The 26642-nt window shown below is 43.8% G+C and carries 19 protein-coding genes; 13 read left to right on the forward strand and 6 right to left on the reverse strand.

The features are described 5' to 3' along the window. The first annotated feature begins 222 nt into the window (after nucleotides 1-222). Entirely contained in the window at nucleotides 223-705 is a 483-nt protein-coding gene (locus H6F98_RS14990; RefSeq protein WP_192219499.1) for an orange carotenoid protein N-terminal domain-containing protein, read from the forward strand. Nucleotides 706-1032: 327 nt separating this feature from the next. Here the strand turns inward: H6F98_RS14990 and H6F98_RS14995 are convergent, their stop codons facing one another. Continuing rightward, entirely contained in the window at nucleotides 1033-3168 is a 2136-nt protein-coding gene (locus H6F98_RS14995; RefSeq protein ID WP_192219500.1) for a tetratricopeptide repeat protein, read from the reverse strand. A 285-nt stretch (nucleotides 3169-3453) separates the two neighbouring features. On the opposite strand from H6F98_RS14995, the gene H6F98_RS15000 reads away from it, so the two are divergent. The 5 genes from H6F98_RS15000 to H6F98_RS15020 all read left to right on the forward strand — a co-directional run bounded on the left by H6F98_RS15000 (nucleotide 3454) and on the right by H6F98_RS15020 (nucleotide 15940). Next, entirely contained in the window at nucleotides 3454-4026 is a 573-nt protein-coding gene (locus H6F98_RS15000) for an FHA domain-containing protein (protein WP_192219501.1), read from the forward strand. A gap of 494 nt (nucleotides 4027-4520) precedes the next feature. Next, the gene (locus tag H6F98_RS15005) at nucleotides 4521-10511 is read left to right on the forward strand and encodes an ATP-binding sensor histidine kinase (RefSeq protein WP_192219502.1); all 5991 of its coding nucleotides are present in this window, start codon (nucleotides 4521-4523) and stop codon (nucleotides 10509-10511) included. A gap of 55 nt (nucleotides 10512-10566) precedes the next feature. After that, the gene (locus tag H6F98_RS15010) at nucleotides 10567-12360 is read left to right on the forward strand and encodes a bifunctional diguanylate cyclase/phosphodiesterase (RefSeq protein ID WP_242058541.1); all 1794 of its coding nucleotides are present in this window, start codon (nucleotides 10567-10569) and stop codon (nucleotides 12358-12360) included. Between the two features lie 161 nt (nucleotides 12361-12521). After that, nucleotides 12522-13775, forward strand: a complete 1254-nt coding sequence (locus tag H6F98_RS15015) for a response regulator (RefSeq protein ID WP_192219503.1) — start codon at nucleotides 12522-12524, stop codon at nucleotides 13773-13775. An 83-nt stretch (nucleotides 13776-13858) separates the two neighbouring features. Continuing rightward, nucleotides 13859-15940, forward strand: a complete 2082-nt coding sequence (locus tag H6F98_RS15020) for a mechanosensitive ion channel domain-containing protein (protein ID WP_192219504.1) — start codon at nucleotides 13859-13861, stop codon at nucleotides 15938-15940. A gap of 162 nt (nucleotides 15941-16102) precedes the next feature. Here the strand turns inward: H6F98_RS15020 and H6F98_RS15025 are convergent, their stop codons facing one another. Next, nucleotides 16103-16306: a hypothetical protein gene (locus H6F98_RS15025; RefSeq protein WP_192219505.1), complete on the reverse strand. Its 204-nt coding sequence runs from the start codon at nucleotides 16304-16306 to the stop codon at nucleotides 16103-16105. Nucleotides 16307-16472: 166 nt separating this feature from the next. Here H6F98_RS15025 and H6F98_RS15030 point away from each other — a divergent pair, with 166 nt between their 5' ends. Both H6F98_RS15030 and H6F98_RS15035 read left to right on the forward strand, forming a co-directional pair. Further along, nucleotides 16473-16691, forward strand: a complete 219-nt coding sequence (locus tag H6F98_RS15030) for a helix-turn-helix transcriptional regulator (RefSeq protein ID WP_192219506.1) — start codon at nucleotides 16473-16475, stop codon at nucleotides 16689-16691. Nucleotides 16692-16792: 101 nt separating this feature from the next. Next, the gene (locus H6F98_RS15035) at nucleotides 16793-17731 is read left to right on the forward strand and encodes an ADP-ribosylglycohydrolase family protein (RefSeq protein WP_192219507.1); all 939 of its coding nucleotides are present in this window, start codon (nucleotides 16793-16795) and stop codon (nucleotides 17729-17731) included. On the opposite strand, the gene aroB is transcribed toward H6F98_RS15035, so the two are convergent. Further along, nucleotides 17726-18826: a 3-dehydroquinate synthase gene (gene aroB, locus H6F98_RS15040; RefSeq protein ID WP_192219508.1), complete on the reverse strand. Its 1101-nt coding sequence runs from the start codon at nucleotides 18824-18826 to the stop codon at nucleotides 17726-17728. The two genes, H6F98_RS15035 and aroB, sit on opposite strands and share 6 nt — an antisense overlap. Nucleotides 18827-18918: 92 nt before the next feature. On the opposite strand from aroB, the gene H6F98_RS15045 reads away from it, so the two are divergent. Next, nucleotides 18919-19014, forward strand: coding sequence for a cytochrome b6-f complex subunit PetL (locus tag H6F98_RS15045; RefSeq protein ID WP_192219509.1), 96 nt, complete (start codon nucleotides 18919-18921; stop codon nucleotides 19012-19014). A 72-nt stretch (nucleotides 19015-19086) separates the two neighbouring features. Here H6F98_RS15045 and H6F98_RS15050 read toward each other — a convergent pair whose 3' ends face one another. The 3 genes from H6F98_RS15050 to H6F98_RS15060 all read right to left on the reverse strand — a co-directional run bounded on the left by H6F98_RS15050 (nucleotide 19087) and on the right by H6F98_RS15060 (nucleotide 21873). Further along, nucleotides 19087-19590 (reverse strand): hypothetical protein, encoded by a 504-nt coding sequence (locus H6F98_RS15050; protein ID WP_192219510.1) that lies wholly within the window; start codon nucleotides 19588-19590, stop codon nucleotides 19087-19089. A gap of 611 nt (nucleotides 19591-20201) precedes the next feature. Further along, nucleotides 20202-20555 (reverse strand): hypothetical protein, encoded by a 354-nt coding sequence (locus tag H6F98_RS15055; protein WP_192219511.1) that lies wholly within the window; start codon nucleotides 20553-20555, stop codon nucleotides 20202-20204. 400 nt (nucleotides 20556-20955) lie between these two features. Further along, nucleotides 20956-21873 (reverse strand): histone deacetylase, encoded by a 918-nt coding sequence (locus tag H6F98_RS15060; RefSeq protein WP_192219512.1) that lies wholly within the window; start codon nucleotides 21871-21873, stop codon nucleotides 20956-20958. A 205-nt stretch (nucleotides 21874-22078) separates the two neighbouring features. Here H6F98_RS15060 and msrP point away from each other — a divergent pair, with 205 nt between their 5' ends. From msrP to H6F98_RS15085, 4 genes are all read left to right on the forward strand, one after another. Beyond that, nucleotides 22079-23065: a protein-methionine-sulfoxide reductase catalytic subunit MsrP gene (gene msrP / locus H6F98_RS15065; protein WP_192219513.1), complete on the forward strand. Its 987-nt coding sequence runs from the start codon at nucleotides 22079-22081 to the stop codon at nucleotides 23063-23065. A gap of 234 nt (nucleotides 23066-23299) precedes the next feature. Then, complete coding sequence (locus H6F98_RS15070; protein ID WP_192219514.1) at nucleotides 23300-24043, forward strand: metallophosphoesterase family protein; 744 nt, start codon at nucleotides 23300-23302, stop codon at nucleotides 24041-24043. A gap of 73 nt (nucleotides 24044-24116) precedes the next feature. Continuing rightward, entirely contained in the window at nucleotides 24117-24875 is a 759-nt protein-coding gene (locus H6F98_RS15075) for a GNAT family N-acetyltransferase (protein WP_206759654.1), read from the forward strand. A 522-nt stretch (nucleotides 24876-25397) separates the two neighbouring features. Beyond that, the gene (locus H6F98_RS15085; protein ID WP_192219516.1) at nucleotides 25398-26621 is read left to right on the forward strand and encodes an RNA-guided endonuclease TnpB family protein; all 1224 of its coding nucleotides are present in this window, start codon (nucleotides 25398-25400) and stop codon (nucleotides 26619-26621) included. Nucleotides 26622-26642 lie beyond the last annotated feature (21 nt).

Here is a 26642-nt window from a genome sequence, read left to right on the forward strand (position 1 = left end):
ATCTTCAGTAAGGGTTTAACTCCATTCACATTTCGTAATGTCTATGCCTTCTTGTAGGGGTACGAGATTAATATTTCGTTCACTATGGACAGTGGTTCGGGATCATAGAAAAAACAGTGAAATAACTGGATGAATCATGCTTGTTTAATGCATGAGCAAGTTAAAAAAAATTTTCTGAGCCACTGAACATCTATAACTTTTAATCAATCGGAGGATACATCTATGGCAATTGCCAATATCACAGATGACACGACTCAAGCTTTAGAAGCCTTCCGTCGCTTAAATGTCGATGACCAACTCGCTTTTCTTTGGTTTGTCTATACCAAGATGGGCGATTCAATTACACCTGCTGCTCCCGGAAGGGCTGCGGAAGAGGTTGCAGAGGGTTTGTTTAATCAAGTCAAGGAACTGTCCCACGAAGAACAACTGCAAGTGCAACGTGATTTGCTAACCAATGCAGATACGCTCTATTCCCGTGAGTATGGTTCTTTCAGCGCTAACACCAAGCTCCTATTTTGGTACCGACTCGCTCAAGGGATGGAGAGCGCAACGATTGTACCAATGCCTCCTAATTATGAATTGCAGGGTGAGGCTAAGGAGTTGCTAGGCGCTATAGAAGGAGCCGACTTTGAGCAGCAAATCACCTTCCTACGAGACAGCGTAGCGCCAACAGGTGCTGAGCCTAAGCCAGGTGCCGAAATCTAAAATTTTGTAAGTCTGACAACTAGTGCAAGAAGGCTCTTATGCAGAAGCAAGATTTCTTGTAGAGTAAGCCAATGTCCAACTGGATAGTTATTTCCTTTGCACTGCACTAAAGATACATTCTTGAAATAAGAATTTCTCTGGAGCAGACGAAGTCTATCATTAGCTCCTCAAGAGCAAGAAACGAAAAATACCTTCAGATGAGAGCTGTTGTGCATCTAAGCTGCACAATCTATATTTAGCGGCACTCTGAAGGTATTTTTATTATTAGCATCAGATAAATTGTGATAAGAACCTTCTCAGTTAAAGCTGATAGCTGACTGCCTAACCTCAAAGTCGCCCTCGTCTTATTTTTGCCTTCATAAACAGGTTAACGGCGTACTCATCATTCGGCTCAAGTTGGAGTGCCTTTTGGAGAGAAAAAATCGCCTCATCAACACGTCCAAGTTCTAAAAGGGCGGCACCCCGATCGCGCCAAGCTGCTGCTAAACCTGGCTTCAGTGCAGTAGCCTGATCATAAGCAGCGATCGCTTCTTCGGGACGGTTCAGTAGCAGAAGTGCGCCTCCCTGATTACTCCAAGCTTCAGCAAAATCTGGCTTGAGTGTTGTGGCTTGTTGGTAGAGTGCGAGTGCTTCCTGGTGTTGCTTCTGTTGATCGAGGGCAAACCCTTTACTCCAAAGGGCTTCTGGATAATTTGGATTGAGAGCAAGGGCTTGGTCACAAGCGGCGATCGCTTTTGCATACTGCTGCTGTATGTTCAGGTTGTAGCAACTGTTCCAATACGTTTGTGCATCCTCCTGCTGTGGCTCTGAACGAGGAGGGGCAGGGGTAGCAGGTCGCTGTGCGGGAGAGGGTGTAGGCTTGGCAGTTGGCTGAGCGGGGGCGGTGGTAGGCTTCGCAGTCGGCTGTGTTGGTGATGGTGTCGGTTTTGCTGAAGTTGAAGGGCTAGGAGAAGATGACGTTGGCTTGTCGGTAGAATTGGGTGTTGGGCTTTCGGTCGCTGAATTGTCGGGAGAAGATGACGTCGGCTTGTCGGTAGAATTGGGTGTTGGGCTTTCGGTTGCCGAGTCGTCAGGGAAACGTAGTGTGGGCTTCTGTGCAGAGCGATTCTCAGGATTGGTTCTCAACTCCCCAAGCCTAGTTGCGATCGCATCAGCAATTTGATTAGTAAATTCAGGAGATAAGAGCGTTTTTGCCAGTAGAGCGGTTGCACCTACAGCAACTAAAACACCAAGAATTGGCAAAAGCTTAATAGAACGTCTATGGGCGACACTAGGTGTAGTAACTGTTGGAGTAGAGCTTCCCGAATTCAGATGCTGAGATTGCTGACGCGAATTTGTTGAGCCTGTTGCTTCGCTAGTTTGTTGAGGCACAACAGGCGGTTCAGGGGGCACCCAAGAGTTTGTCGGTGTTGAATCTGAGCCAGTTCGCGTTCCTGTATTATTAGGCTGGAGTTGAACAGGTGGTTCAGTAGGCACCCAAATATTTGTTGGAGTTGAATCTCCCTCAGTACCTATCGCTTCACCAGTCGGTTGTGGTTGTAGGTGTAATCCTGATGTGGCTTCAAGCCACTCTTGAGTAGGAGGCTCAGCGTTTATTGGTGTTCCTGATAAGTTCCGCAGAGCTTCCAGTGCTTCGGCTGCTGTCGGGTAGCGAACACGGAAGTCATAGCGCACCATCTGGTCAAGAAATGCTGCCAGTTCTGGACTGACTTGTTCGGCATGGTTACGCCACTCGATTTCACCAGTCTGTGGGTTTTCCTGCAAACGCCTCGGATGAATTCCTGTCAACGCCTGGATGCCAATAATCCCAACCGCGTAAACGTCACTACTAAAGCGGGGATTTCCACCCAACTGTTCCTTCGGGGTGTAGCCTTGAGTCCCAATGGAGATTGTCTTCGTCTGCCCTGACTGAGGACTGACAACTTGTGTGCTGGCTTGTTTCACTGCACCAAAGTCAATTAGAACAATCTTGCGATCGTGTTTGCGGCGAATTAGGTTAGAAGGTTTGATATCGCGGTGAATGACATGCTGTTGATGGACAAAAGCTAAAACCTGTAGCAGGTCTTGCAACAAGGCAATTACCCGCTCCTCCTGCCAAAGCCTTCCTCCCACAAACTCCTGAGTCAGTGGCTCCCCTTCGATTAACTCCTGAGCAAGATAAAACTCTTGATTATCCTCAAAGTGAGCGAGTAACCGAGGGATTTGGTCGTGGTTACCCAGTTGATAAAGAACTTGAGCTTCAATGTCAAATAGACGTCTTGCTGTTTGCAGTCCTGCGGCATCACTGACTTGAGGCTTGAGCTGTTTAACCACGCAAGGGGGATGACCTGGCAAGTGTAAGTCTTCTGCCAGAAATGTTTGACCAAAACCACCAGCCCCTAGTTCGCTGACAATCTTGTAGCGTCCGCCTAGGGGCTTGTCTGGGTCGGTTGGTTGAAACAGACGTAAGAGGTTCAATCCCATGCTTTGCCCCTGAGTGAGAGAGCAGTTGCTATTATATCCACCTGCTTTCTCAAGTGTTTTCGACTATATTACTTTATGATCCCGTGACGATGGCGGAAGCCTCTGCTGCTCAAGAACTGCCTTAAGGGAGTAACCAGCCTCGCTAGCGAATTGACGTTAGACTAACCGTTAAGGTTCCCGTTTTTAGCCAAATTTTCAAAAAATTCTAGCGAACCAGATGTTCCTGACTGCCATGAGTTTTTACAGGAAAATAACATTGGAAGGCGTGGTATATCTACGGAGCCTATGTACGTTCAATTGACGTGGGAAGACCCAGTAACAGGTGATCTACAGCGACCGCTTTTGGCTCCCCCGATCGCACTTGGTCGCGATCTCCAGCAAATGCCGGAGCAGTTGGGAGAAAAGCCTGTCTCTCGTCTAGAGTTAGCGGATAGTCAGATTTCCCGATTTCATGCTCTGATTACGGTGGCAAATTCTCAGCTATATGTCACTGATCAGAGTACTAATGGAACATTTCTGAACGGGCGACCGATTCGACCAGGTATACAGCCCCTTTCTAGCAAGGATACGCTGCGTATTGGCCCCTACAAAATTACGGCGACCTTAGTCCGGGAAAATGACATTGATGCCACGGAACAAAACCGTGAGCAGACAAATATCCCCCAGCTTTCTCACTCTCTCCATAAAAATGTTTTGGTTGTTTGGCTAATCGGTGCGCTTGTACTAATGTTTATGGCGGTTGGTGCTTGGGTATTGGTCAGTACACTGCTAGAAAATTCTCGTCCTCGTGTACCAACAACGACAACACCAACAAGTCGTTTACTGTTACTTCACTCTCATACAGAAAAGAGTTGTTAGTGATTGGGGGAGCAAGACTTCAAAGTCCCTCTCCCACGGAGAGAGGGAGTTAGGGCGAGGGCTGACAAAGGTGACATGCTCCCACACTCAACCTCGTAGCTTGAGTGTATGGGTTTGCGATCGCTTACATCAACTCTCGCAGCCTCATAGCTAAAATCGAACAAAAAACTAGGGTTTTATCTACTTCTTGTTCCTCATCTAAACGGCTTAATTTTAGAGAATTCCTTCCAGGACATACTTCCGAACTATTAAATATCTCTAACTTGAAATACTAATAATTACAATAATCTATTTTGATGCCCATAGTCCGAGCTTGGCTTAAAGAAGCCTAAGAAATGTATTAGCTTCTTCACGTTCTCGCTACCTAAATTCTCAACTATTAGACTGAGATAGTCTTAGTCTGTATCCAGCAAGACCTTCTATTTTTAATATCATAGGCGAAAATATTAGTAGCCTGAAAACACTTTTCTCACTTTGTAGCAGCACTACTACAGATGCAATTCCTCTCTCAATATAAAATCCACTCTACTCTGCATGAAGGTGCCGAAACGATTGTCTATCGTGGACAGATACTAAGCCAGCAAGCATCGATAATTATCAAAATCCTTAAGGAGGAATATCCTACAATTGAAGCAATTGCCCGCCTCAAACACGAATATCAAAGTCGGCGTAATTTAGAGCATCCTAACATTGTCAAAGTTCTAAGCCTTGAAACATTTAACCATCGTCTAGCATTACTTTTAGAAGACTTTGGCGGTCAATCCCTTGCCCAATTACTGCAAACAGAAAAACTGACTCTTACTTCTTGTTTGAGCATTGCAATTCAACTTACCCAAGCCTTAGATTATCTGTATCAAAACCAGATTATTCACAAAGATATTAAACCCAGTAACATTATCATCAACCCTGAGACTGAAATTGTTAAACTAACTGACTTCGGCATTGCCTCACGCCTGTCTAAAGAAAGTCCTATTTTCAATACTCTTAATTCAGTTGAAGGTACTCTTGCTTATATGTCTCCGGAACAAACCGGAAGAATGAATCGTACCCTCGACTATCGCACAGACTTTTATTCGTTTGGTGTGACTTTATATGAAATGCTTACAGATCGTTTGCCATTTCAGAGCCATGAACCCTTAGATCTAGTTTACAGTCATATTGCTAAATCCCCCACGCCCCCGCAGCAACTTAGACCAGAAATTCCATCAGCTATCTCAGAAATTGTGATGAAGTTGATGGCAAAAAATGCTGAAGATAGGTATCAAAGTGCTGTGGGACTCTTAGCTGATTTAGACATTTGCCTGAACCAACTAACAACAACAGGTAAGATTACTGATTTTAAAGCTGGGCGTGTCGATGTCTTGAGTCAGTTGCTGATTCCCCAAAAGTTATATGGCAGGGAAACTCAGGTCAATTTACTTTTAGCAGCCTTTGAACGTGTAGGGGGAAAGTTAGCCAATATCTCATCAACCAAACTGGCAACTTCACAACAAATGCCTGTACCAAGAAAATGTGAACTTATACTAGTCAGTGGTTACTCTGGTATTGGTAAAACAGCCGTAGTTAATGAGGTAAATAAACCCATCACTCGCGAACGAGGTTACTTTATTTCTGGCAAATTTGACCAATTCAAGCGAAATATTCCCTACGCATCGCTAACTCAAGCTATTAGCTTATTGCTCGGTCAATTACTGACGGAAAGTATTGCTCAACTCCAAGAGTGGCGAACGAAAATATTAAACGCTGTAGGGTTAAATGGACAAGTAATTATCGACATAATTCCCGACGTAGAATTAATCATCGGTAAGCAGCCAGAAGTTACTCAACTTGGCTCAACGGAATCACAAAACCGATTTAACCGGGTATTCAAAGAATTTATCCAAGTCTTTACTCAAAAAGAGCATCCCTTAGTTATCTTTTTAGATGACTTACAATGGGCAGACTTAGCTACGTTGAAATTAATGCAACTACTGGTTACTGATCCAGACAGTAAATATCTACTATTTATTGGTGCCTATCGGGATAATGAAGTCAGTGCCACTCATCCTTTAATTCAGACAGTAGAAGAGATACAGAAGGCTGGCACAGTCGTTAATACTATTGTTCTACAACCATTAGACTTAAGCGATGTGACGCAGTTAGTCGCTGATACCTTGCATGAAGACTTAACTCCCAAATCTCCTTCTACAAACGAAAATTTTAGCCCTCACTCTCAATCTTCTCCTGGAATAGGACAAGAATCAGAAGGCAAAAAAATATTTTCCTCTTCTCCTAGAGAAGGAGTGAAACCTCTTGCCGCGTTACTCTGGAATATAACAGGGGGAAATCCTTTCTTTTTAACGCAATTAATTCAGGCACTTTATCAAGAAAATCTCTTAAGATTTGAATTTCCTTCTCTTAACGACGGAGAGAAAAAGGGAACAAAAGGAGGTTGGCAGTGGAATCTGGAGGAAATTCAGACAATTGGTATTACTGATAAAAGTGTAGTTGAATTGGTAGCTGATAGGATTCAAAAACTGCCAGACGCAACAGTCAGAGTCTTAAAATTAGCGGCTTGTGTCGGAGCCAAATTTACCTTAGAGGTTTTGTCAATTGTTAATGAACAGTCCTCAGCAACTACAGCAGGTGAACTCAATCCTGCTTTACAAGCAGGGTTAATCCTACCTTTGAACGAAGCTTACAAAATCCCCTTAGTGTTTGATGAAAAAGGGGATACCGAGGAGATAATCAAATCAAAAATTGCTAGGGTGGCTTACAAGTTCTTACATGACCGAGTGCAGCAAGCTACCTATTTGCTGATTCCCGACTTGCAGAAAAAAGAAACTCACTTAAAAATTGGTCAACTACTACTCAATGCTACCCCAGAGTCAGAGATTGAAGAAAACATCTTTGAGATTGTAAACCAGTTAAATATTGGAATTGAGTTCATTACTGACCCGATAGAAAAAGAAAAGCTAATTCAATTAAATCTAATAGCAGGTCGTAAAGCGAAAGCCGCATCAGCTTATGAAGGCGCTGTTAAGTATTTAAATCTTGGGCTAGAGTTGACCAATGCTGATAGCTGGACTGCTCAGTATGATTTGACGCTTTCTCTGTATGTGGAGGTAGTCGAAGCAGAATACTTAAACACCAACTTTGAGAGGGCAAAAGTACTTTCTGAAATTTGCTTGAAATACGCGAAAACTCTCCTTGATAAAGTCAAAGTTTATGAAATACAGATGCAGTTTCATATTCAACAGCATCAGATGCAGGCGGCATTAGATATTGGGTTGCAAGTTCTAGATATGTTGGATGTATCACTTGTGAGGAAACGCCCTAGGGAACTAAATGCTCAGGAGTTAGATACTCTACCAGCAATGACAGACCCAACTCAACTAGCAGCAATGCGAATTTTAATGAATTTATGTGCCCCAACTTATGTACTAGATCCTGGATTGAATAAGCAAGTTGCTTTTACTATGGTTGAGTTTTGTACCCAATATGGTCGTTCAGCACTTGCTGCATTTGGGTATGGACTTTATGATTTAATTGTCTGTGGGTTGCGGGATATTGAGGCTGGCTATCAAGCGGGTCAATTGGCTTTAAAACTGTTATCACAGTTTGATGCAAAAGAATTAAAGGCAAAGATATATGGTCTATTTTATGCTCATGCTAGCATCTGGAAAGACCCTGTTAAAGACACTTTAGTCCAATTATTAGAAGGAATTCAAAGTGGGCTAGAAACCGGAGATATAGAATGGGCTGGCTATAATTCTTTTTACTACTGCGATCACCTATTTTTTATAGGGAAACCACTAGATTCGGTTGCCAGGAAGCAGACGCAGCATTTTGATTCAATGCTGAAACGTAAACAAACCTTACAGAGTTATTACCTGAATATTTGGCGACGACTCGTATTAAAACTACAAGGGTTAGCCGAAGAACGGTACAGTTTTCATGGCGAGATTGTAACGGATGCAGAAATTTTGCAAGCTTTGCTTGCTGCGAAAAATAAAATGTTTACGTTTACCGCCTATCTTGCCAATGCAATTCTCTTTTATTTCTTGAAAGATTACCCTCAGTCTGTTAGCAATGCCTCTTTAGCGTCAGATTATCAAGGAGGTGTGACGGGGATGCTAATTAACGCTACACACAACTTCTACTATTCTCTGGCGCTACTTGCTCAAGCGACAAGCTTATCAGAACCTGAGCGATCGCAAGTTCTCCTGAAAGTGCGATCGCATCAGAAAATCATGCAAAACTGGGCGTTTCATGCTCCCTGCAACTTCCAGCATAAATACGATTTGGTAGAAGCTGAAAAAGCACGGATTTTGGGAAAAACTCTCAAAGCAATGGATTATTATGATCGTGCTATTCAAGGTGCCAGAGAACAAGGATACATTCAAGAAGAAGCACTAGCCAATGAACTAACAGCAGAGTTTTATCTCGCTTGTGGTCGCCAGAAGGTTGCCCAAGCTTACATAATCGAAGCTCACTATTGCTATATTCGCTGGGGAGCTACAGTTAAAGTTAAAGACTTAGAAACCAACTATCCTTTTCTAGCGACACACAGCCACAGACCAGAAAGCCCAAAACTCGATATCAATCGTACTACAACGGAAAGTAGCTCTAATAATAGTTTTAGTACCTCCTTAGATTTGGCTACTTTTATCAAGTTTTCTCAAGCCATTACCAGCGAAATCGTCTTGGAAAACTTGTTGAGTAAGTTAATCAAAATTTTGTTAGAAAACGCTGCTGCTCAAAAAGCAGCCTTACTCTTACTCAAAGATGATCAACTCTACATCGAGGCGATTGGAACGGCGGCAGAGGATGACGTAACTGTCTTAAAATCAATTCCCCCTACAGTTCAAGATGTACCTCTATTTATTATTAACTCTGTTTTCAGGAGTCAAGAGAATCTTGTTTTAAATGATGCAACGGCTACTGAACCTTTTAACAACTATCCCTATATTCAGAAATTTAAACCCAAATCACTTCTTTGTTTCCTGATTCTTTACCAATCTAAGCCGCAAGGAGTGATTTACCTGGAAAACACTCTGACAGTAGGGGCTTTTACGCAAGAGCGAGTAGATGTGTTAAAAGCCTTAGTCTCACAGGCAGCGATCGCAATTATCAATGCCCAACTTTACGCCCAAGTGCGCGAGAGCGAGAGCCGACTGAGGCAATTTCTCAATGCTATGCCAGTTGGTGTGTTTGTTGCTGATAAGCAAGGACAACCCTACTACACCAATCAAGCAGGACAACAAATTCTTGGTAAAGGGGTCGTTGATTCGCCTAACCTTGATCAACTACCAGCGGTTTATCAAACCTATGTTGCTGGAACCGATCAGATATACCCAAGCGATCGCACTCCTGCACTCAAAGCTTTGCAAGGGGAAAGTGTAAATCTAGATGATATGGAAATCCGCCATCCTGATAAGACAATTCCCATAGAAGCTTCAGGAACACCCATCTATGACCAAGAGAATAACATCATTTACGGTATCGTTACATTTACTGACATCACAGAACGTAAACAGGCAGAAGCAGAGCGAGAGAGGTTCCTCAATGAACTCTCGCAACTCAATCACAATTTAGAGCAAGCCAACCAGCAACTTGAAGACTATTCTCAAACATTAGAAGAGAAAGTCGAGCAGAGAACCGCCGCCTTAGAAGCCGCTCAAAAGCAGATCATTGCTAAAGAAAAACTTTCCTCACTCGGTGCTTTAACCGCTGGCGTTGCCCATGAAATTAGAAATCCGCTCAACTTTGTGAACAACTATGCCGAAGGTTCAGTAGAGTTAACCCAGGAACTGCTAGAAGAAATTGACAACCAAGCCGAACATCTCGATCCAGACACCCTGGACTACATCAAACAGATGTTAATAGATATTCGAGACAATGCCGCAGCAATTCACCAACATGGTCAAAGAGCGGAGAACATCATTCAGAGTATGATGCAGCACGCACGCACAGACAGCGGTCAACACCAACCGACTGAACTCAACTCACTGCTTGAGCAAGCCGTGCAGTTGGCGTATCACAGTAGGCGTGCGATCGACAATCGCTTCAATGCGACGATTCACAAGGACTATGACTCTAGCATTTGCCAATTGGAGGTGGTGTCCTCTGACCTTAACCGTGCCTTCATCAACCTGATCGATAATGCCTGCTACGCTGTTCAGGCTAAGCAAAAAAATTACCCACAAGAACTGAGTAACGAAGGAGAAGTCTTTACTCCCACGATGTGGATCAAAACATACAATCTGGGGGAAGCCGTAGAAATTCGCATACGTGATAATGGTATCGGGATTCAACCGGAGATAGGAGAGAAAATCTTCGATCCCTTCTTTACTACCAAGCCAACAGGAGAAGGAACAGGTTTGGGTTTATCTTTAACGCATGACATTATTGTTGGACAGCATGGGGGAACGCTGAAGATGGAAACCCAACTTGGAGTCTATACCGAATTTACCATCACGTTGCCGAGAGCTTTCTCTGTTTGATTTTCAAATGCCTTAAGTGATTGAGCTTACAGTTTGCCTGCAACAGCAGTGATACATGAACTTGTATGGTTTTTACCTCTTAATTAAGATGACACCAGCCAAAATCTTAATTGTTGATGACGAAATAGAGTTAGAGCGCCTGATAAAACAGCGGTTTAGAAAAAAGATCCTAGCTAAAGAACTCGATTTTGTATTTGCTCATAATGGTACTGAAGCTTTAGATAAATTGAGAACTGAACCCTCGATTGATGTGGTTTTGACCGACATCAATATGCCAGAGATGGATGGTCTTACCTTACTCAGTAAAATCCATGGAATTGACCCGAATCTTAAGGCTGTAGTTGTGTCCGCTTATGGCGATCTTTCTAACATCAGAATCGCGATGAATCGGGGAGCTTTTGATTTTATAACTAAGCCAATAGATTTTCAAGATTTAGCGATTACTATCGACAAAACCCTAGATTTTGTCCAAAAAGCTAAAGTACAACAAGAACAGCTTCAAGAAGCTCTTGAGCAACTAAGATACCAAGCCTTTCACGACCAGCTTACAGGACTCCCCAACCAAAACTTATTACTTAATCGGATTCGCCAGTGTCTTGATTCAGAACAACAGAATAATCTATTTGCTATTTTGTTTTTAAGCGTAGACTCTTTCAAAGCCGTTAAAGAGGGTCTAGGTCATGCCTTTAGCGATCGCCTTTTAGTAGAAGTGGCTCATCGCGTCGAGAACTGCCTACAACCAACAGATACAGTCGCGCGTGTGGCGACAGATGAATTTGCCGTCTTGCTGAGTAATCTCCAAGAATTTAAAGAGGCTCAAGAAAAAGCTGATTTACTTCGTCAAGCCCTAAAATCTCCTTTCCATCTTAACGAGTCTGTAGTCTCCTCAAATAGCTATATCGGTATTGTTCATAGCACCATTGGTTTTGACCAACCAGAGGACTTTCTCAGGGCAGCGGATACAGCGATGAATTACGCCAAAACACGGGCAACAGTGAGTACAGCTCTATTTGATACCAGTATGCAGGCTCGCATCCTAGAGCGCCTACAACTAGAAGCTGATTTACAATCAAGCCTTGAAGCCAAACAATTTCATCTAAACTATCAGCCCATTGTCTCGTTAGCTACCTCGAACGTTGTAAGTTTTGAAGCACTTGTGAGGTGGCAGCATCCTCAAAAAGGACTAATTTCTCCAGCGAAGTTTATTCCGTTTGCAGAAGAAACAAAACTAATCATTCCTTTAGGTGAATGGGTTTTGTCAGAAGCTTGCAAGCAGTTAAGTAAATTGCAAAAGCAATTTCCTAATTCTTTACCTCTTAGCATGAGTGTAAATCTATCGGGAGTGCAGCTAGAAAACCCGAATCTACTACAGTCGATTGATGAGATTCTACAGGCTTCCTTAGGCAGTGGGTCGAGCTTGAAACTGGAGATTACTGAAAGTATTTTGATGGACAAGTGTTCAGCCGCTATGGCACTACTAGAGGAACTAAAAGCAAGAGAAATCCAGTTTTCTATTGATGACTTTGGCACTGGCTACTCTTCTCTGGCATATCTACAATCTTTACCGATTGATACGTTAAAGATTGACCGCTCATTTATCAACGGCATAGAGCATCGGGCGAAAAACTTAGAAATAACCCAGACAATTATCACTCTAGCCCACTCTCTAAAATTAGATGTGATTGCTGAAGGGGTGGAGACACAAGCTCAACTAGACATCTTGCGATCGCTAGGATGTGATTATGCACAAGGCTACTTTTTCTCTCGACCCCTTGATGAACAAGCCGTTGTCGCCTTCATGACAGAAACCACATCCAGTCGAACTTCACTATTTCTCAACAGAGCATAACATCAGGTTCAAGGTAAACTTTTTCCTCAAATATAGGTCTATACCTGTAGATATCAAAAAGTAAAACTGTGCGCGGTGAAAATATTCTGGAGGATACCGCAATAACTCCCCATCTGAGTTACTCGATTAATTGACAGGGGACATTCTAAATTTAAATTGTTATGAACCCAGCCAAAATCTTAGTTGTAGATGATGAATTAGAGTTAGAGCGCCTGATTAAACAGCGGTTGAGGAAGAATATTAGTGCCAAAGAAATTCAGCTAATATTTGCCCGTAATGGTAAGGAAGCCTTAGAGAAGCTGCAAAACGATCCAGAAATAGAAATGGTGTTGACTGATATCAATATGCCAGAGATGGATGGTCTTACATTGCTCAAGGAAATTCGTGAAGTAGACCCAACTCTTAAAGCCGTAGTGCTATCGGCTTATGGTGATATGAATAATATCAGAACAGCGATGAATACAGGCGCTTTTGACTTCCTTACTAAGCCGATAAATTTTGAAGATTTAGCAGCTACTATCAACAAAACTCTCAAGTCGGTAAGATTAGTTCGAGAAAACCTTGACCAGTTACACCAAGCACAACTTCAACTTATTCAAAGCGAGAAAATGGCTGTCCTTGGTCAGTTTGTCGCTGGCGTGGGTCACGAAATTAATAATCCAGTTGGCTTTATTTCAGGTAATATTGACCTAGCGAGTGACTCGGTAAAAGATTTAATTAATCACTTAAAACTCTATCAAGAAAAATTCCCCAATCCAGGCTCAGAAATTGAGCAGAATGCTGAGGATATTGATTTAGAGGAGCTATTAGAAGATTTACCTGAAATGCTCATCTCGATGAAAATCGGCACAGAACGCATCATTAGTATTAGTGCCTCACTGAATACGTTTTCGCGTGCTGATACTGCCTCAAAAGTGTTAGCCAATATCCATCAATGTCTTGACAGTACATTGATGATTTTACAGCATCGCCTGAAAGCGAAGGACAAGCGTCCAATGATTCAAGTCATTAAAGAGTATGGAGAAATTCCGATAATAAAATGCTATCCAGGGCAATTGAATCAGGTGTTTATGAATATATTGGCAAATGCAATTGATGCTTGTGAAGAATTTAATCAAGATCGCACGTATGATAAAATTCAAGCTCATCCTAATACTATCACCATCACAACTGAAGTGAGCCAAGATAATCAAAGTCTCATGATTAAGATTAAAGATAATGGTAAGGGGATGTCAGAAGAAGTCAAGTCCAAAATGTTCGATCAGTTCTTTACTACAAAAGCTGTTGGAAAAGGTACAGGGCTAGGCTTATCTATCAGCCGCCGAATTGTGGTAGAAACTCATGGTGGTAGTCTCAGTTGTAATTCAGTTTTGGGGGAGGGAACGGAGTTCGTAATTAAGATTCCGGTTCACTAAGTATTAATTTCTTTCTGCCTCGGCTCTCCTTGCCTGTTTTCCTGGATATGCGATCGCTTAATTCCTTCTCTATGTCTTAACCAATGCCTTCCTCCAAGCAAACGTCTTTCACCGCCTCTAGTGGTGTTCTCAATTTGGCGGCTCGATGGTTCTGGCGTAGAAGTTGGAAAACGATTGAGCGCTTAGCATTACTAACAAAGCGACGCTGGACGTTGATATTGCTTGGGGCGCTGACGTTACTTTTGACTTTAGGCTTTCCTGGCTTGGCGCAAACCTCTAGCAGTGCAGCAGAAGCCCCTGTGGTGCTGGATGGTCGGGTATTGTTTCAGGTCAGAAATTCTGGTAACTTCTCTGCTGCTGAGCGGGCGGGGATTATTAACAACAATCTTGAACAAGAGGTGCGCTCTCGTGAACCCCTGAAAATTGAAGTGGTTCAGGAGAATCAGAGAAGCATCATTCGCTCATCTACAAGTAGTAACGGAGTGCCGCCGCAGGAAGGTCGAGATTTAGTCACCGTCACTGAGGGCGATGTCATTCCTGGTACTAGCCTCGCTCGTCAAGCGAACATCTGGCGAAACGTGATTGAAGATGCTTTGCAGCAGGGACGATTGGAGCGAACCCCAGCCTATTACCGTCTAGCACTGCTTTACAGTTTGGGTGGGCTACTAGGAGCGATCGCGCTTCACTTCATATTAGGATTTTTATGGCGATTGCTAGCTCACCGCCTGACGCGCTGGCTCGGTAATCCAGCTTCTCCTCTCCATCCGTGGGAACCGTCAGCAAAATTATTTCTACAACTAGCGCTTTTAGGCTTGCAAGCAGGTATGTGGATAGCGGTTGGCTTCTACATTACCGATATCTTTCCCAAAACTCGGATCTGGCGCTATAAGCTATTCAACTTCCTCACTTCCCCGATTGTCAGCTTGGGTGAGAGCAACTATTCTGCACTCCAACTTTTGCTTCTACTGGCTTTTACCGTTGGCTTGTGGTTTGCGGTTAGTGGAATTACCCGACTATTCCGGTTCTACATCCTGAGCCGAACTGGGGCGGAACTGCGGGTGCAGGAAGTGGTTGCGGTTCTAACACAATACATCCTCACGTTCCTGGGGCTAATTGTGCTGCTACAAATTTGGGGGCTAGATGTCCGTTCCCTCGCGATTCTTGCCAGTGTTCTCGGCGTGGGCATTGGCTTCGGTGTACAAAATATCACCAACAACCTAATCAGTGGCTTAATTATCACCCTGGAGCGACCGATTCAGCTAGGGGATTTTGTGAATGTTGGTCAGTTGATGGGAACTGTCGAGCGCATCGGGGCACGTAGCACTCAGATTCGTACTCTTGACCAGGTGACAATTATTGTTCCCAACTCCCGCTTTTTGGAGACGGAGGTTATCAACTGGAGCCACGGCGACCCAGTTTCCCGCCTACGGCTTCCGGTAGGAGTAGCTTACGGTTCCAATGTTGAGCAGGTACAAGCCGCATTACTAGAAGCGGCAAGGAGTCACCCAGAGGTACTAGTCAGACCTCAACCTCAGGTTTGGTTCCAAGGATTTGGTGATAGCGCTATCAACTTTGACCTCTTAGTTTGGACTGGTGAACCTAAGACACAAGCTCGTGTCAAGAGTGACCTCTACTACCGCATTGAGGCAAGTTTGCGCCGTTATGGGATTGAAGTCCCGTTTCCGCAGCGTGACATAAATGTGCGATCGCCTCAACTAGACGAGTTCATGGCAGCCTGGTTGCGGCAAAATGCACCGACAACTCCACAACAACAGCTTTTCTCTCCCAATGGCGGCAAGCTAAATCATCACCCACAAAATCCGTCTGTTGTTACATCGGCAGGACAACTATCTGAGCCGTCTTCGGATGCTCAAATTAGGGAAAAACTGGCAGCAGTGGACATTGAAGCCTTAGTAGTAGCGATGCGGGAACCAGGGGGAGTAGAGATTAAAGACCGTCGCGAACGCTTAAATCTCTATCCTGTCTGCTTCATCGGCTTAGAGGCAGTTGACTGGTTAATGCACAAACAAACTTGTACACGGGAAGAAGCAATCCAACTGGGGCAACTCCTAATTGAGCGGGGAATCATCCATCATGTCTGTGATGAACATCCTTTTCGTGATGGTTACGTCTTCTATCGTTTTTATACCGATGAGCGTAATTGATTTCCCTAACCCTTTTTCGGCAACCCATAAAACCTTGTAGAGACGTTTCGGCGAAACGTCTCTACGACTAGAACCCAAAGATGGGCTATAGAATCGGATTTGGTATCAAGCTTCCTTCTGAAACCAATCGATCCGAAGGAAGCACCTGAATAAATGTTTTTACTATTTACTGAACAACGGCTCACCGTCAACTTCCGGCTGACAATCAAAGACTACTTCAAAGGAGGCATTAGGCATCTGTTGGCGCAAAAACTGCAAGTGACCATCAGCATCTGAGCGACTGCGGAACCGACTAACGACAGTCCGTTGCATGTTGGGAAGAAGACGCGCAATTACCCAAGGACTGATACGTTCTTTGTAGGTCATAAAGTTGTTTAAGTTTAGAACAAATTCTGATGAGACACTGGGGAACAGGGAGACTTTAGGGTGACTACCTTGTTGTATTTCTTAAAAGACTAAATTACTCGACTAATCCAATCGTTTATTTTAATATACCATACCATGTCAACTAAAAAATCAAGTCAACAGCCACATGGAGAATGATTCTCCCTTAAGAAGACTGCGTGAACAAGCAAATTTAACTCAGGAACAGTTATCAGTACGGTTAGACGTTTCCACATCTACACTGAGGCGTTGGGAAAATGGAGGTGTTGAACCTGCAATGACTCGTGAACAGTGGGAAATATTTTGTGAGGCAGTCGGTGTTTCCTTCGAGAAACTACCGAAAAAACTAAATCTGCGATCGCAATAATGTTACTGAAGAAAGGATCGATGCATCTTGTGGTGCCGCTAACGCGATCGCTTCAAACATTCTGCCAAAATTAGGCTATCAGCGATAAGAGTCAGTCCAAAATGGAGACAATTGAGCGTTACCGTGGCAGTCTTTTAGGCTTGGCGGTGGGAGATGCAGTGGGAACCACACTAGAGTTCAAGCCACCCGGTTCATTTACACCCATTGAGGATATGGTTGGCGGTGGACCGTTCCAGCTACAGCCAGGGCAGTGGACAGATGATACTTCAATGGCTCTGTGCTTAGCTGAAAGTCTCATTGAGCAACAGGATTTTAATCCCGTTCATCAATTACAGAAGTACGTGCGCTGGTGGAGGGAAGGCTACCTGAGCAGCACAGGTCGATGTTTCGACATTGGCAACACTACGATAGATGGACTGAGACAATTTGAGAAGACACAGGAACCCTATTGTGGTTCCACTGACCCCCGAAGTGCTGGAAATGGCTCAATCATGCGCTTAGCACCAGTACCGTTGTTTTATGCCAAAAAACCTCTAGAAGCGATTGAGAAGTCAGCAGAAAGTTCGCGAACAACTCACCAAGCAACAGTCGCTGTCGATGCCTGCCGCTATCTAGGGGCGCTCATCGTGGGTGCTGTCAATGGAGTGAGTCGCGAAGAATTGCTTTCAGAACGATATAGTCCTGTTCCTGGATACTGGGAAGAAAACCCGTTAGTCAAGGAAATTGACGAAATCACCTTAGGGTCATTCAAACACCGCCAACCGCCAGAAATTCAGGGTTCAGGCTACGTGGTTAAATCTCTAGAAGCGGCATTATGGGCTTTTTATAACAGTCATTCGTTTCGGGAAGGATGTTTGCTTGCCGTTAACTTGGGCGATGATGCAGATACAACAGGCGCTGTTTATGGACAGTTGGCAGGAGCATTCTATGGGGAAAGCGGAATACCAGAATCTTGGCGTTCTCAGCTAGCTTACCAGCAGCGAATAGAGTCAATGGCTGACCGACTATTTACCCTAGCTCAATCTTCTGCAAATTCATGACGGCTGCATTTGCCGAAGCACTTGCCGAATCACATCGGCTGGCACTTGGTCAGTTACCGTTACCGCGCCAATTTGGGTAGGGAGGATAAATCGCACCTTACCCTCTTTGACCTTTTTATCCGTTTGCAGAGTATCAAGGATTGCTTCAATATCCAGTCCACTGGGTAACTGAGTCGGTAATCCCGCTTTCTGAATTAGGGCATCTTGACGCTGGGTGTCCTCTGGCTTCCACATTTTGAGTTGCACCGCAATTTGACCTGCTGCAACCATCCCAATTGCAACCGCTTCCCCATGATTAACTAACTTGTAGCCAGTCAAGCTTTCCACCGCATGACCAATTGTGTGACCATAGTTCAGAATCGCTCTTAAACCCGCTTCTTTCTCATCCTTGCTGACAACATCGGCTTTCGCTTGGCAGGAGTGAGAGAGAATAATTTCCAACAACTCCTCACTCACATACCGTAGTTGGTCGAGACGCTTCGCTTCTTCCAACTTGTTGAATAGCTCAGCATCCCAAATAATGCCGTACTTAATCACTTCCGCCATCCCTGCCCGAAATTCTCGTGGCGGCAAGGTTTTTAAGACGGAGGGGTCAATTAAAACAAATCGTGGTTGATAAAATGCACCAATCAAGTTTTTTCCTTGGGGATGATTGACACCAGTCTTACCCCCGACGGAGGAATCAACCATTGCTAAAAGTGATGTCGGCACCTGTACAACGTTAATCCCCCGCAACCAGGTAGCAGCAGCAAAACCAGTCATATCACCAATGACTCCACCTCCCAAGGCAACCATTGTGGAGGAGCGTTCTAAGCGCTGTTGCAGGGCAATATCGTAGATTTTTTGTAATGTCTTGAGGGTTTTGTAGCGCTCACCTGCTGGAAGGATGCAGCTTTCCACTTCATATCCCACTAACTTTAACGCTGCGATCGCTTTTTCCCCATATTTTTTGAAAATGACCGGATTAGACACGACTAAAACTTTCTTACCCAGCTTCAGGCGGCTCATCCAAACCCCCAAATCATCCAATCCGCCTGTCACAAAGGCAATATCGTAAGACTGCTCTGGTACATCCACACGAATTACAGACTTCATTACAAAAACCCTTTTTCCCAACAACCGTGGGCAGTATTCTATCCCACCAGATGTTTCAATAGACTCATATGAGTTTTTGTGGAGAAACGTAAATGTCTGGAGTAATCGCTTACTTCGTAATCCTTGGTGGCGCCACAGGCGTAGCTGTAGCCCTATACTTTGGGCTGAGGGCGGTCAAGTTGATCTAAAAACCTGATACGCGCAAGAGAAGGGGGAAAGAGTAATTCTTGACTCCCCCTTACTCAGTAGCCCTTTGTTGGTTAAACCCTTGAGCGTTGTGAGGCTTGTGGCACACTGTCTGGTTGAAAGTTATGGGCTTGACGTACCATACTGATGGTTTTTGGTAGCACTCCCACTAACTGAGCAAGAATCTCATCAGGTAGTTGCTCAACTATTTGCGGGTCAAAATACTTGTACAGTAAGCACAAGAAGTTCGTTGCCCGCTGCAACGGCACGTAACTTTCCATCGAATGGAGAGTAAAAAGCATCCACCGTTGACGCAAAGTATAGGCTTTGTGCCGCTCACTCCGAGATTCAGGATAGACTAACGAGATATTTCCGACTGGAATTACTCGACTACAATTGAGGTCAAAAACACCACCAACAGCAGCACCGGGGCCGGCTAACTCTGCATGGTGACGATGGCAAATAATAATAGCGTTGCCACGACAACCACTAACCCTAAGCAGTTGACCACTCTGCAATTGAGCCAGGATGTCAGTGGATTGAGTTATTGGTCTACGGGCAAGAGCTTGTTCTGTCATGGAAAATCACATAACCAGGCAGTTATGTTAATTGTTATTTATCTATTTACAAGGGATAGAACTAATATCTGTAAGCCTTTGAGGGATGCACACGGTTTTCTTCCCAAGCAATGCTGAACCAGGATAGGGTTAGTCAGCTATCTAGATTGGAAAACGCGCCCACCTACTATCTCATGAGGTGTTGCAATGCAGATTTGTAACTATCTAGTGGGAGAAAAGCCGAGCCTTCCATCAAAGAAGCTCACTATCGTTTTCTCTTTGGTTTTGTATAAACCTGATTTCATCATAAATGACGAAAACTAGTTGTTAAAGTAATTATTTAGCTTTAGCGTAAAGAGTTGATGAAAAATCAGTGAAGATAGCCTAAGCTGAACTCATTGAAGATAAATATTACTTTCGATAGCTCCCAGAGAGCGATCGCCTTAATACACAGAGTTAAGAAATATACGGATTAGCTTGTAACTTCAGTTAATCCTCAGGCGTTATGTTCTCAGAAAAAAACTTATAAGGTCGTATGACTTTGCTGAAGCGATCGCATGGCACCAACTTCAGATCATTGGCAACAAGTAAAAAGCGATCGCTCACGTAGTCCTCACTTGCTTAACTATCACTCACGCGATAGTTCTCACTTTCTTTTTCAAGAGCAAGTTACCATCAGCATCCACACTCAAATCCTGACCTGGCACAAATCCCTTTGCCACTAGCTGCTTATAGATTGTGAATGAAGTGATTCGGCGAATTTCCTGCATAATGTCCGCAGGAATCAGATTTTCTACCGCCCAAACAATTGCCTCTGTGTCAAACCAGACGACACGCTCAATACTTATAATCAACACACCAGCTACACATTCAGGCGTTAATTCCGTTCTCAAATGAGCGATAAGGGCTTCCACAATCAGACTGTTTCGAGCCATTATCGCTCTTGCCATCTTGCCAATTTCTTGATCTAAGTCTAAGAGATTCATGCTTGGCTATTGCATTTCCTGTCTAAAGGGTGCTTGCCTATGCCCTCCAGTAGAGACGCATAGTTTTGCCAAGTATACCCAAAGATAGAGAAGAATATTTCCTTAGACTGATGCTAAACAGCTTTTTGACACAAACTACTACTAGTGTGGAGCATCAGTAGCTTGACCTGAGAACGCCGTAAAAGTACGAAATAGCAACCTTTTGCTAGCGTGACTTGTAGGGAAACTGGTAAGCATGGTTCCTATGTGTAGATTTATTAAGGATTCATAAAGACTTTGTAAAGACAAAGGGAAGAGAACTACATCAGTGCCTATTTCAGTAACATAAAACACACATCTGTAGGGCACACGGCTGTGCGCCTATTTCAGGAAGTGTATGGTAAGCCATTAATTTGTATGCTTAAGCCAAACAACTTTCAATCGTCGCGGCAACTGACAAAGCAAGTGCTGCGAGATGGTAGCCACCTTCTAGACCAAAAACAATACGACGAGTTAATTGCAGACAGTACTTAGTAAATAGCCCATAATCTTCAGGCTGTAGTGCAATTCCTGCCAAAGGATCAGCGGCATTGGCATCATACCCTGCACTGACAATGAGTAAATCTGGCTGAAAATCTTTCAAAAACGGCATGACTTTCTGTTCAAATACGGGTTGATAGTCCGCCAGTGTGCTGCCCGTTGGCATGGGCAAATTCAGTACATTATTGTAGGCACCTTGCTCACTCGATGAACCAGTACCGGGATAGCAAGGAGACTGATGCAGTGAACAATAAGCAATTCGGGCATCGCTCTCGACAATTTCTTGTGTACCGTTCCCGTGATGGACATCCCAATCCAGAATGGCAACTCGTTGGATACCTGGTTTTTCCAGAGCATAGTAAGCTGCGATCGCAGCATTAGAAAATAGGCAAAATCCCATTCCCGTATTACGCTCAGCATGATGTCCTGGTGGACGTGCTAGCACAAAAGCCGGGTTATTAATTGAGAGAACTTCATCAACGCCATCTAACCAAGCACTCACTGCCAGTAGAGCAATGTCGTAACTGTTGGCAGAAATGGGTGTATCCGCATCCAGCATTCCACCCCCTCCTGTCGCAATTTCGCGAACGGTTTCGATGTAGCGCCGAGTATGAACTTGTTCCAATAGAGGCATCACTGGACGAGTTTCCAAAGGGGTCGGCAACTGCCACTCAATTTTGTCAGCCCAAGGCACAGCTTTTAGAGCCTTAACAACGGCTGTCAGGCGTTCTGACCGTTCAGGGTGAAAGCGACCAGTGTCGTGCTTGAGAAACTCATCTGAGTAAATAACTGGCAACATAGTCACGCGCTATATAGATGGCTATAGAGACAATGGAGGGTGTCTTATACTTTACGATAGCAATCTGACCTTATTCGTGATGGGGAGATGAGGAACTGGGACGATTTGCTGCAAGATTTGAGTTCACTGAAGCTAACGGCATCACTCTGCTGTTCAAATAATTGATACGGTTAGCAAAGACAGCCGTTTGCAAGTTTAGTATCCAATGACAATTATTCGTGTACCCAAATCCTGGGAGATCCCAGAACAAGAAGCAACTCCAGAATCCGTATACTTCAATCGCCGTCGCTTTCTCAAAACCCTGCTTGGCGCTAGTGTAGGAGCAACGATTATGCCTATTGTCGGCTGTAAGCAGGGTGAGCAAGTCAATAGCAAATTAGCCGATAGCCTGGATACGGCTAGTCTAGCCGCTGAACCTAATTCCACTTTCTCTGCGGTTGACCGACCGACGACCGATGCGATTCTGGCAGGACAATATAACAACTACTACGAATTTGGCAGTGGTAAGTCGATCTGGCAAGCGGCTCAAGCGTTACCGACTGAAGACTGGAAAGTTGAGGTGACGGGTTTAGTGAAAAATCCCCGCACCTATGATTTAGACGATTTGCAGAAAACCTTTCCCATAGAAGAACGTCTTTATCGGTTTCGTTGTGTTGAAGCTTGGTCAATGGTTATTCCCTGGATTGGGTTTCCAATGAAGTCGCTGATTGCAGCCGTTGAGCCAACTGATCAAGCTAAATTTGTGAGTTTTACGTCCTACTACGATAAGGAAATTACAGTGGGTCCCTTATGGTCATTGGGCAAAAAGTTGCCTTGGCCTTATACAGAAGGTCTACGCCTTGAGGAAATGGCAAATGACCTCGCGTTTTTTGCAATTGGTAACTACGGGCATATGCTACCAAAGCAGCACGGTGCGCCAATTCGAGCTGTGTTGCCATGGAAGTATGGTTTCAAGGGAGCAAAAGCGATCGCAAAAATTGAGTTTCTCGACACTCAGCCACCAACCTTTTGGAATACGATAGATTCCCACGAGTATGATTTTGAGGCGAATGTTAATCCCAATAAGCCTCATCCTCGCTGGTCACAAGCGACTGAAAAATTTATTAGCAAAGGACCAGGATTGAAATGGGAGAAACGCCCAACGCTTCCCTATAACGGTTATGGGAACTATGTAGCGAATCTGTATGTTTAATCGGGTTTGATTGGTTCTGCTGTAGTAGTGTATGGCGCGCTACTGACGCATGTTAAGGAAAATGAGCTGGGAAGCCCTACAGCGAGGGCAGATAGAACTCCTCCTTAACACCACAGGAGTGAGAATCTTATTATTCTTGCCGAAAATATCCCGACTGATATAGCTTAAATGAGTAAGTAATAACCTATATCTTTTCTACTATAGGTATTAGGACTTACCTGATTCCAGTTCACCATGCGTATTCTTGCCATTGGGGACATACATGGCTGTGCGATCGCATTTGATACGCTCATTGCCGCTGTGAAACCCCAACCAAACGATAAAATCGTCACACTCGGTGACTATGTAGACAAAGGCCCAGATTCAAAAGGTGTTATCAAACGATTGATCACACTACACGAAAATGAGCAGTTAATTGCTCTACGTGGCAATCACGAAGTGATGATGTTACAAGTACGCAACCACCGCCTGAAAAAGTCACACTGGTTAGAACGTGGTGGTGAGGCTACCCTAGCGTCTTATTCCAAATCTGGCAAAGTCGGTAAATTGTCGGATATACCTGACAATCACTGGGACTTTCTTGAGAATGTCTGCCTAGACTGGTACGAGACAAATACACACTTTTTCGTCCATGCTAACGCTCATGCTAATCTAGCTCTGGCAGAGCAACCCGCTTCTATGCTCTTCTGGAAAAAGTTTCGTCATCCAGATCCCCACGTTTCCGGCAAAACGATGGTGTGTGGACATACAAGCCAAAAAAGTGGTTTGCCGATTAATCTTGGTCACGCCATCTGCATTGATACCAGGGTTTATGGGAAAGGTTGGTTAACCTGCTTAGATGTGACAAGTGGTAGAGTCTGGCAAGCTAACCAGTTAGCTCAGCAACGAACAGCTTGGATTGACGATTTCATCCCACAATCAACACATTTTAGCTCTAGATTATTAGCAATGCTTGGCATTAATCCTCTTGATGCTTGAGTTAAAGCCAATTACGCTGATGGCTGATAGCTGAACGCTAACTGCCATAGTTGTGAAACCAATTCTATTAGTGATGGACAGAACTTCTTATGAGTTGATCAGGACAATTGAAGAGATATCTCTGAACGCTTGGCCATCCTTACAACAAATCCTCTACGATGGTTGGATTTTGCGATTTGCCAATGGACATACTAAACGAGCCAATTCAGTTAATCCTGTTTATAGAAGTACTGAAAATGTTCAGGAGAAAATCAAAAGATGTCGGGAAGTTTATTTGAGTAAAAATCTTGCCACGATTTTTCGGATAACACCACTTGCACATCCTGAAAATTTGGATGAAATCTTAGAAGCATCGGGATTTGAGAAGAAGGATATTAGCTATGTTCAAGTCAAGGATTTAGAAGTCTTTCAACCTCAACCTACAAGTGCAATCAGATTTTGGACAGAGTTTTCCCAAGAGTGGTTGGCAAACTTTGCTTACTTACGAGAAATCCCTCTAGAAGAACAGGAACCACTCAAAAGCATCTTGCATAATATCGCTTCCGAAAAATGCTTTTCTATATTAATCAAAGACAATCAAGTTGTAGCTTGCGGCTTAGGAGTCTTAGAAAATCAATATATTGGACTTTTTGAAATTATTACAGCTAAAGATAAGCGAAGAAAAGGATACGGAAGAGAATTGATATTAAATATTTTAAGTTGGGCTAAAAACAAAGGTGCAACAAAAGCCTATCTACAGGTAGTTGCAAGCAATGAAGCCGCTCTGAAGCTTTATGCAAATTTAGGATTTCAGGAAATTTATCAATATTTCTATAGAACTAAAAGTAATTGACAGAGATGTTATTGGTAATTCAATAGATTATCATTTCTCTTTTGCTGCTATTTCTTCCAAGGGAGTTTCGTACCCATCTCAGTCAGTGCAGAGAAGATGAGATAGAGGGCAAGTACACCAACACTAACAAGAAAAAGAACAATATCGTTTTCCATTCTTACCAAAGGTAACAGCCAATACAGGTCAATAGTCGCAAAAAACTGACCTAAAATATGCTTGAAACAATTATGCGGCTTCATGCACCTTCAAATGAAGAACAGGTTATAACGAGAGACCTGTTCATTAGCCGATTTTTAGACTTTACAGACACACCCGACTAAACTATGACTTGATGGCTTCTGTGCCCGTTAACTAATTCGCCGGGAAGTCCCCCGCTATAACCAAGGCGGACATATTGAGCGCAGCGAGTGCCGCCGATGGTTTAGCGGCGGGATGAAAGGCGGGAAATTGGAGGAACGGAAATTTCCAAATTTTCCTGATTACTTTACTGAAATATGTATAATGCAGTAACGAGGTATTAAGATGCTCTTGCAAGCGGTCAAGGTTCGACTTTATCCAACAACAGAGCAACAAGTCCTACTGTCTCAGCACTTTGGATGTGCTAGATGGTGGTGGAACTACGCGCTAAATAAGTCAATTGAGACTTATAAAGAAACGGGTAAAAGCCTTGGTCAGTCAGCACTTAACTCCTTTTTGCCAAAACTCAAGAAATCCGAAGAGACTATATGGTTGTCTGAATGCTACAGCCAAGTTTTGCAAGCAACGACGCTAAATCTAACCACCGCATACAAGAACTTTTTTGCGGGTCGTGCTAGATTTCCGCGTTACAAGTCAAAGCATGGCAAGCAATCGATTCAGTATCCTCAAAATGTCAAAGTACTTGATGGATTTGTTCAGCTTCCTGGCAAAGTTGGCAAAATTAAAGCCAAACTGCACAGGAACATAGAAGGAACAATCAAAACCGTAACAGTCAGTTTAGACCCATCTGGTAAATACTTTGCCTCAATATTGACGGAGTCTGAAGGTGACAACCCAGAAGTTTCAACTGATGGCAAAGTAATTGGGATTGACTTAGGATTGACTCATTTTGCCATTACAAGTGATGGCGGCAAAGTCTCTAAGTATAACAACCCTAGACACCTTGCCAAGCATGAAAAAAATCTCAAGTGCAAGCAACAAAAGCTAGCTAAAAAACAAAAGGGAAGTCATTCAAGGAACAAAGCTAAAAAGACTGTAGCTAAAGTGTACGAACGGGTAACTAAATCCCGTCAGGATTTCCTACATAAGCTTTCACGAAAGCTCGTCAATGATAGTCAAGTTGTCGTAGTAGAGAGTCTTCATGTCAAGGGCATGGTACGCAATCACAATTTAGCTAAAGCAATATCTGACGTTGGATGGGGAACCTTTGTTAATTTCCTGGCTTACAAGCTAGAGAAAAAAGGCGGCAAGTTGGTAGAGGTTGACCGATGGCTCCCTAGTTCCAAGCTCTGCTCTAACTGCTATTACCAGGTTGATGAGTTGCCACTTGCTATTAGGGAGTGGACTTGCCCTAATTGCGGTACTCGTCATGACCGCGATGGTAATGCTGCAACGAATATTAGAGCAGAAGGCATCAGAATGCTACAGACGGATGGAACAGCCGTCTCTGCTAACGGAGGGGAAGTAAGACCAAAGTTGGGACGCAAGTCCGTTCTGAGGCATTCCCCTACGATGTTAGAAGCCCACACTATAATCGCTTCGATTTAGTGTGGGTAGTTCACTCTGCTA

Source organism: Microcoleus sp. FACHB-SPT15 (assembly GCF_014849525.1).
In the GTDB taxonomy this organism is placed as follows: Bacteria; Cyanobacteriota; Cyanobacteriia; order Cyanobacteriales; family Coleofasciculaceae; genus Symplocastrum; species Symplocastrum torsivum.

Excerpts from the sequence above, each read along its gene's own strand:
- H6F98_RS14990 (WP_192219499.1), top strand. The coding sequence starts at position 223 with ATGGCAATTGCCAATATCACAGATGACACGACTCAAGCTTTAGAAGCC.
- H6F98_RS14995 (WP_192219500.1), bottom strand. The coding sequence starts at position 3,168 with ATGGGATTGAACCTCTTACGTCTGTTTCAACCAACCGACCCAGACAAG.
- H6F98_RS15000 (WP_192219501.1), top strand. The coding sequence starts at position 3,454 with ATGTACGTTCAATTGACGTGGGAAGACCCAGTAACAGGTGATCTACAG.
- H6F98_RS15005 (WP_192219502.1), top strand. The coding sequence starts at position 4,521 with ATGCAATTCCTCTCTCAATATAAAATCCACTCTACTCTGCATGAAGGT.
- H6F98_RS15010 (WP_242058541.1), top strand. The coding sequence starts at position 10,567 with ATGAACTTGTATGGTTTTTACCTCTTAATTAAGATGACACCAGCCAAA.
- H6F98_RS15015 (WP_192219503.1), top strand. The coding sequence starts at position 12,522 with ATGAACCCAGCCAAAATCTTAGTTGTAGATGATGAATTAGAGTTAGAG.
- H6F98_RS15020 (WP_192219504.1), top strand. The coding sequence starts at position 13,859 with ATGCCTTCCTCCAAGCAAACGTCTTTCACCGCCTCTAGTGGTGTTCTC.
- H6F98_RS15025 (WP_192219505.1), bottom strand. The coding sequence starts at position 16,306 with ATGACCTACAAAGAACGTATCAGTCCTTGGGTAATTGCGCGTCTTCTT.
- H6F98_RS15030 (WP_192219506.1), top strand. The coding sequence starts at position 16,473 with ATGGAGAATGATTCTCCCTTAAGAAGACTGCGTGAACAAGCAAATTTA.
- H6F98_RS15035 (WP_192219507.1), top strand. The coding sequence starts at position 16,793 with ATGGAGACAATTGAGCGTTACCGTGGCAGTCTTTTAGGCTTGGCGGTG.
- aroB (WP_192219508.1), bottom strand. The coding sequence starts at position 18,826 with ATGAAGTCTGTAATTCGTGTGGATGTACCAGAGCAGTCTTACGATATT.
- H6F98_RS15045 (WP_192219509.1), top strand. The coding sequence starts at position 18,919 with ATGTCTGGAGTAATCGCTTACTTCGTAATCCTTGGTGGCGCCACAGGC.
- H6F98_RS15050 (WP_192219510.1), bottom strand. The coding sequence starts at position 19,590 with ATGACAGAACAAGCTCTTGCCCGTAGACCAATAACTCAATCCACTGAC.
- H6F98_RS15055 (WP_192219511.1), bottom strand. The coding sequence starts at position 20,555 with ATGAATCTCTTAGACTTAGATCAAGAAATTGGCAAGATGGCAAGAGCG.
- H6F98_RS15060 (WP_192219512.1), bottom strand. The coding sequence starts at position 21,873 with ATGTTGCCAGTTATTTACTCAGATGAGTTTCTCAAGCACGACACTGGT.
- msrP (WP_192219513.1), top strand. The coding sequence starts at position 22,079 with ATGACAATTATTCGTGTACCCAAATCCTGGGAGATCCCAGAACAAGAA.
- H6F98_RS15070 (WP_192219514.1), top strand. The coding sequence starts at position 23,300 with ATGCGTATTCTTGCCATTGGGGACATACATGGCTGTGCGATCGCATTT.
- H6F98_RS15075 (WP_206759654.1), top strand. The coding sequence starts at position 24,117 with ATGGACAGAACTTCTTATGAGTTGATCAGGACAATTGAAGAGATATCT.
- H6F98_RS15085 (WP_192219516.1), top strand. The coding sequence starts at position 25,398 with ATGCTCTTGCAAGCGGTCAAGGTTCGACTTTATCCAACAACAGAGCAA.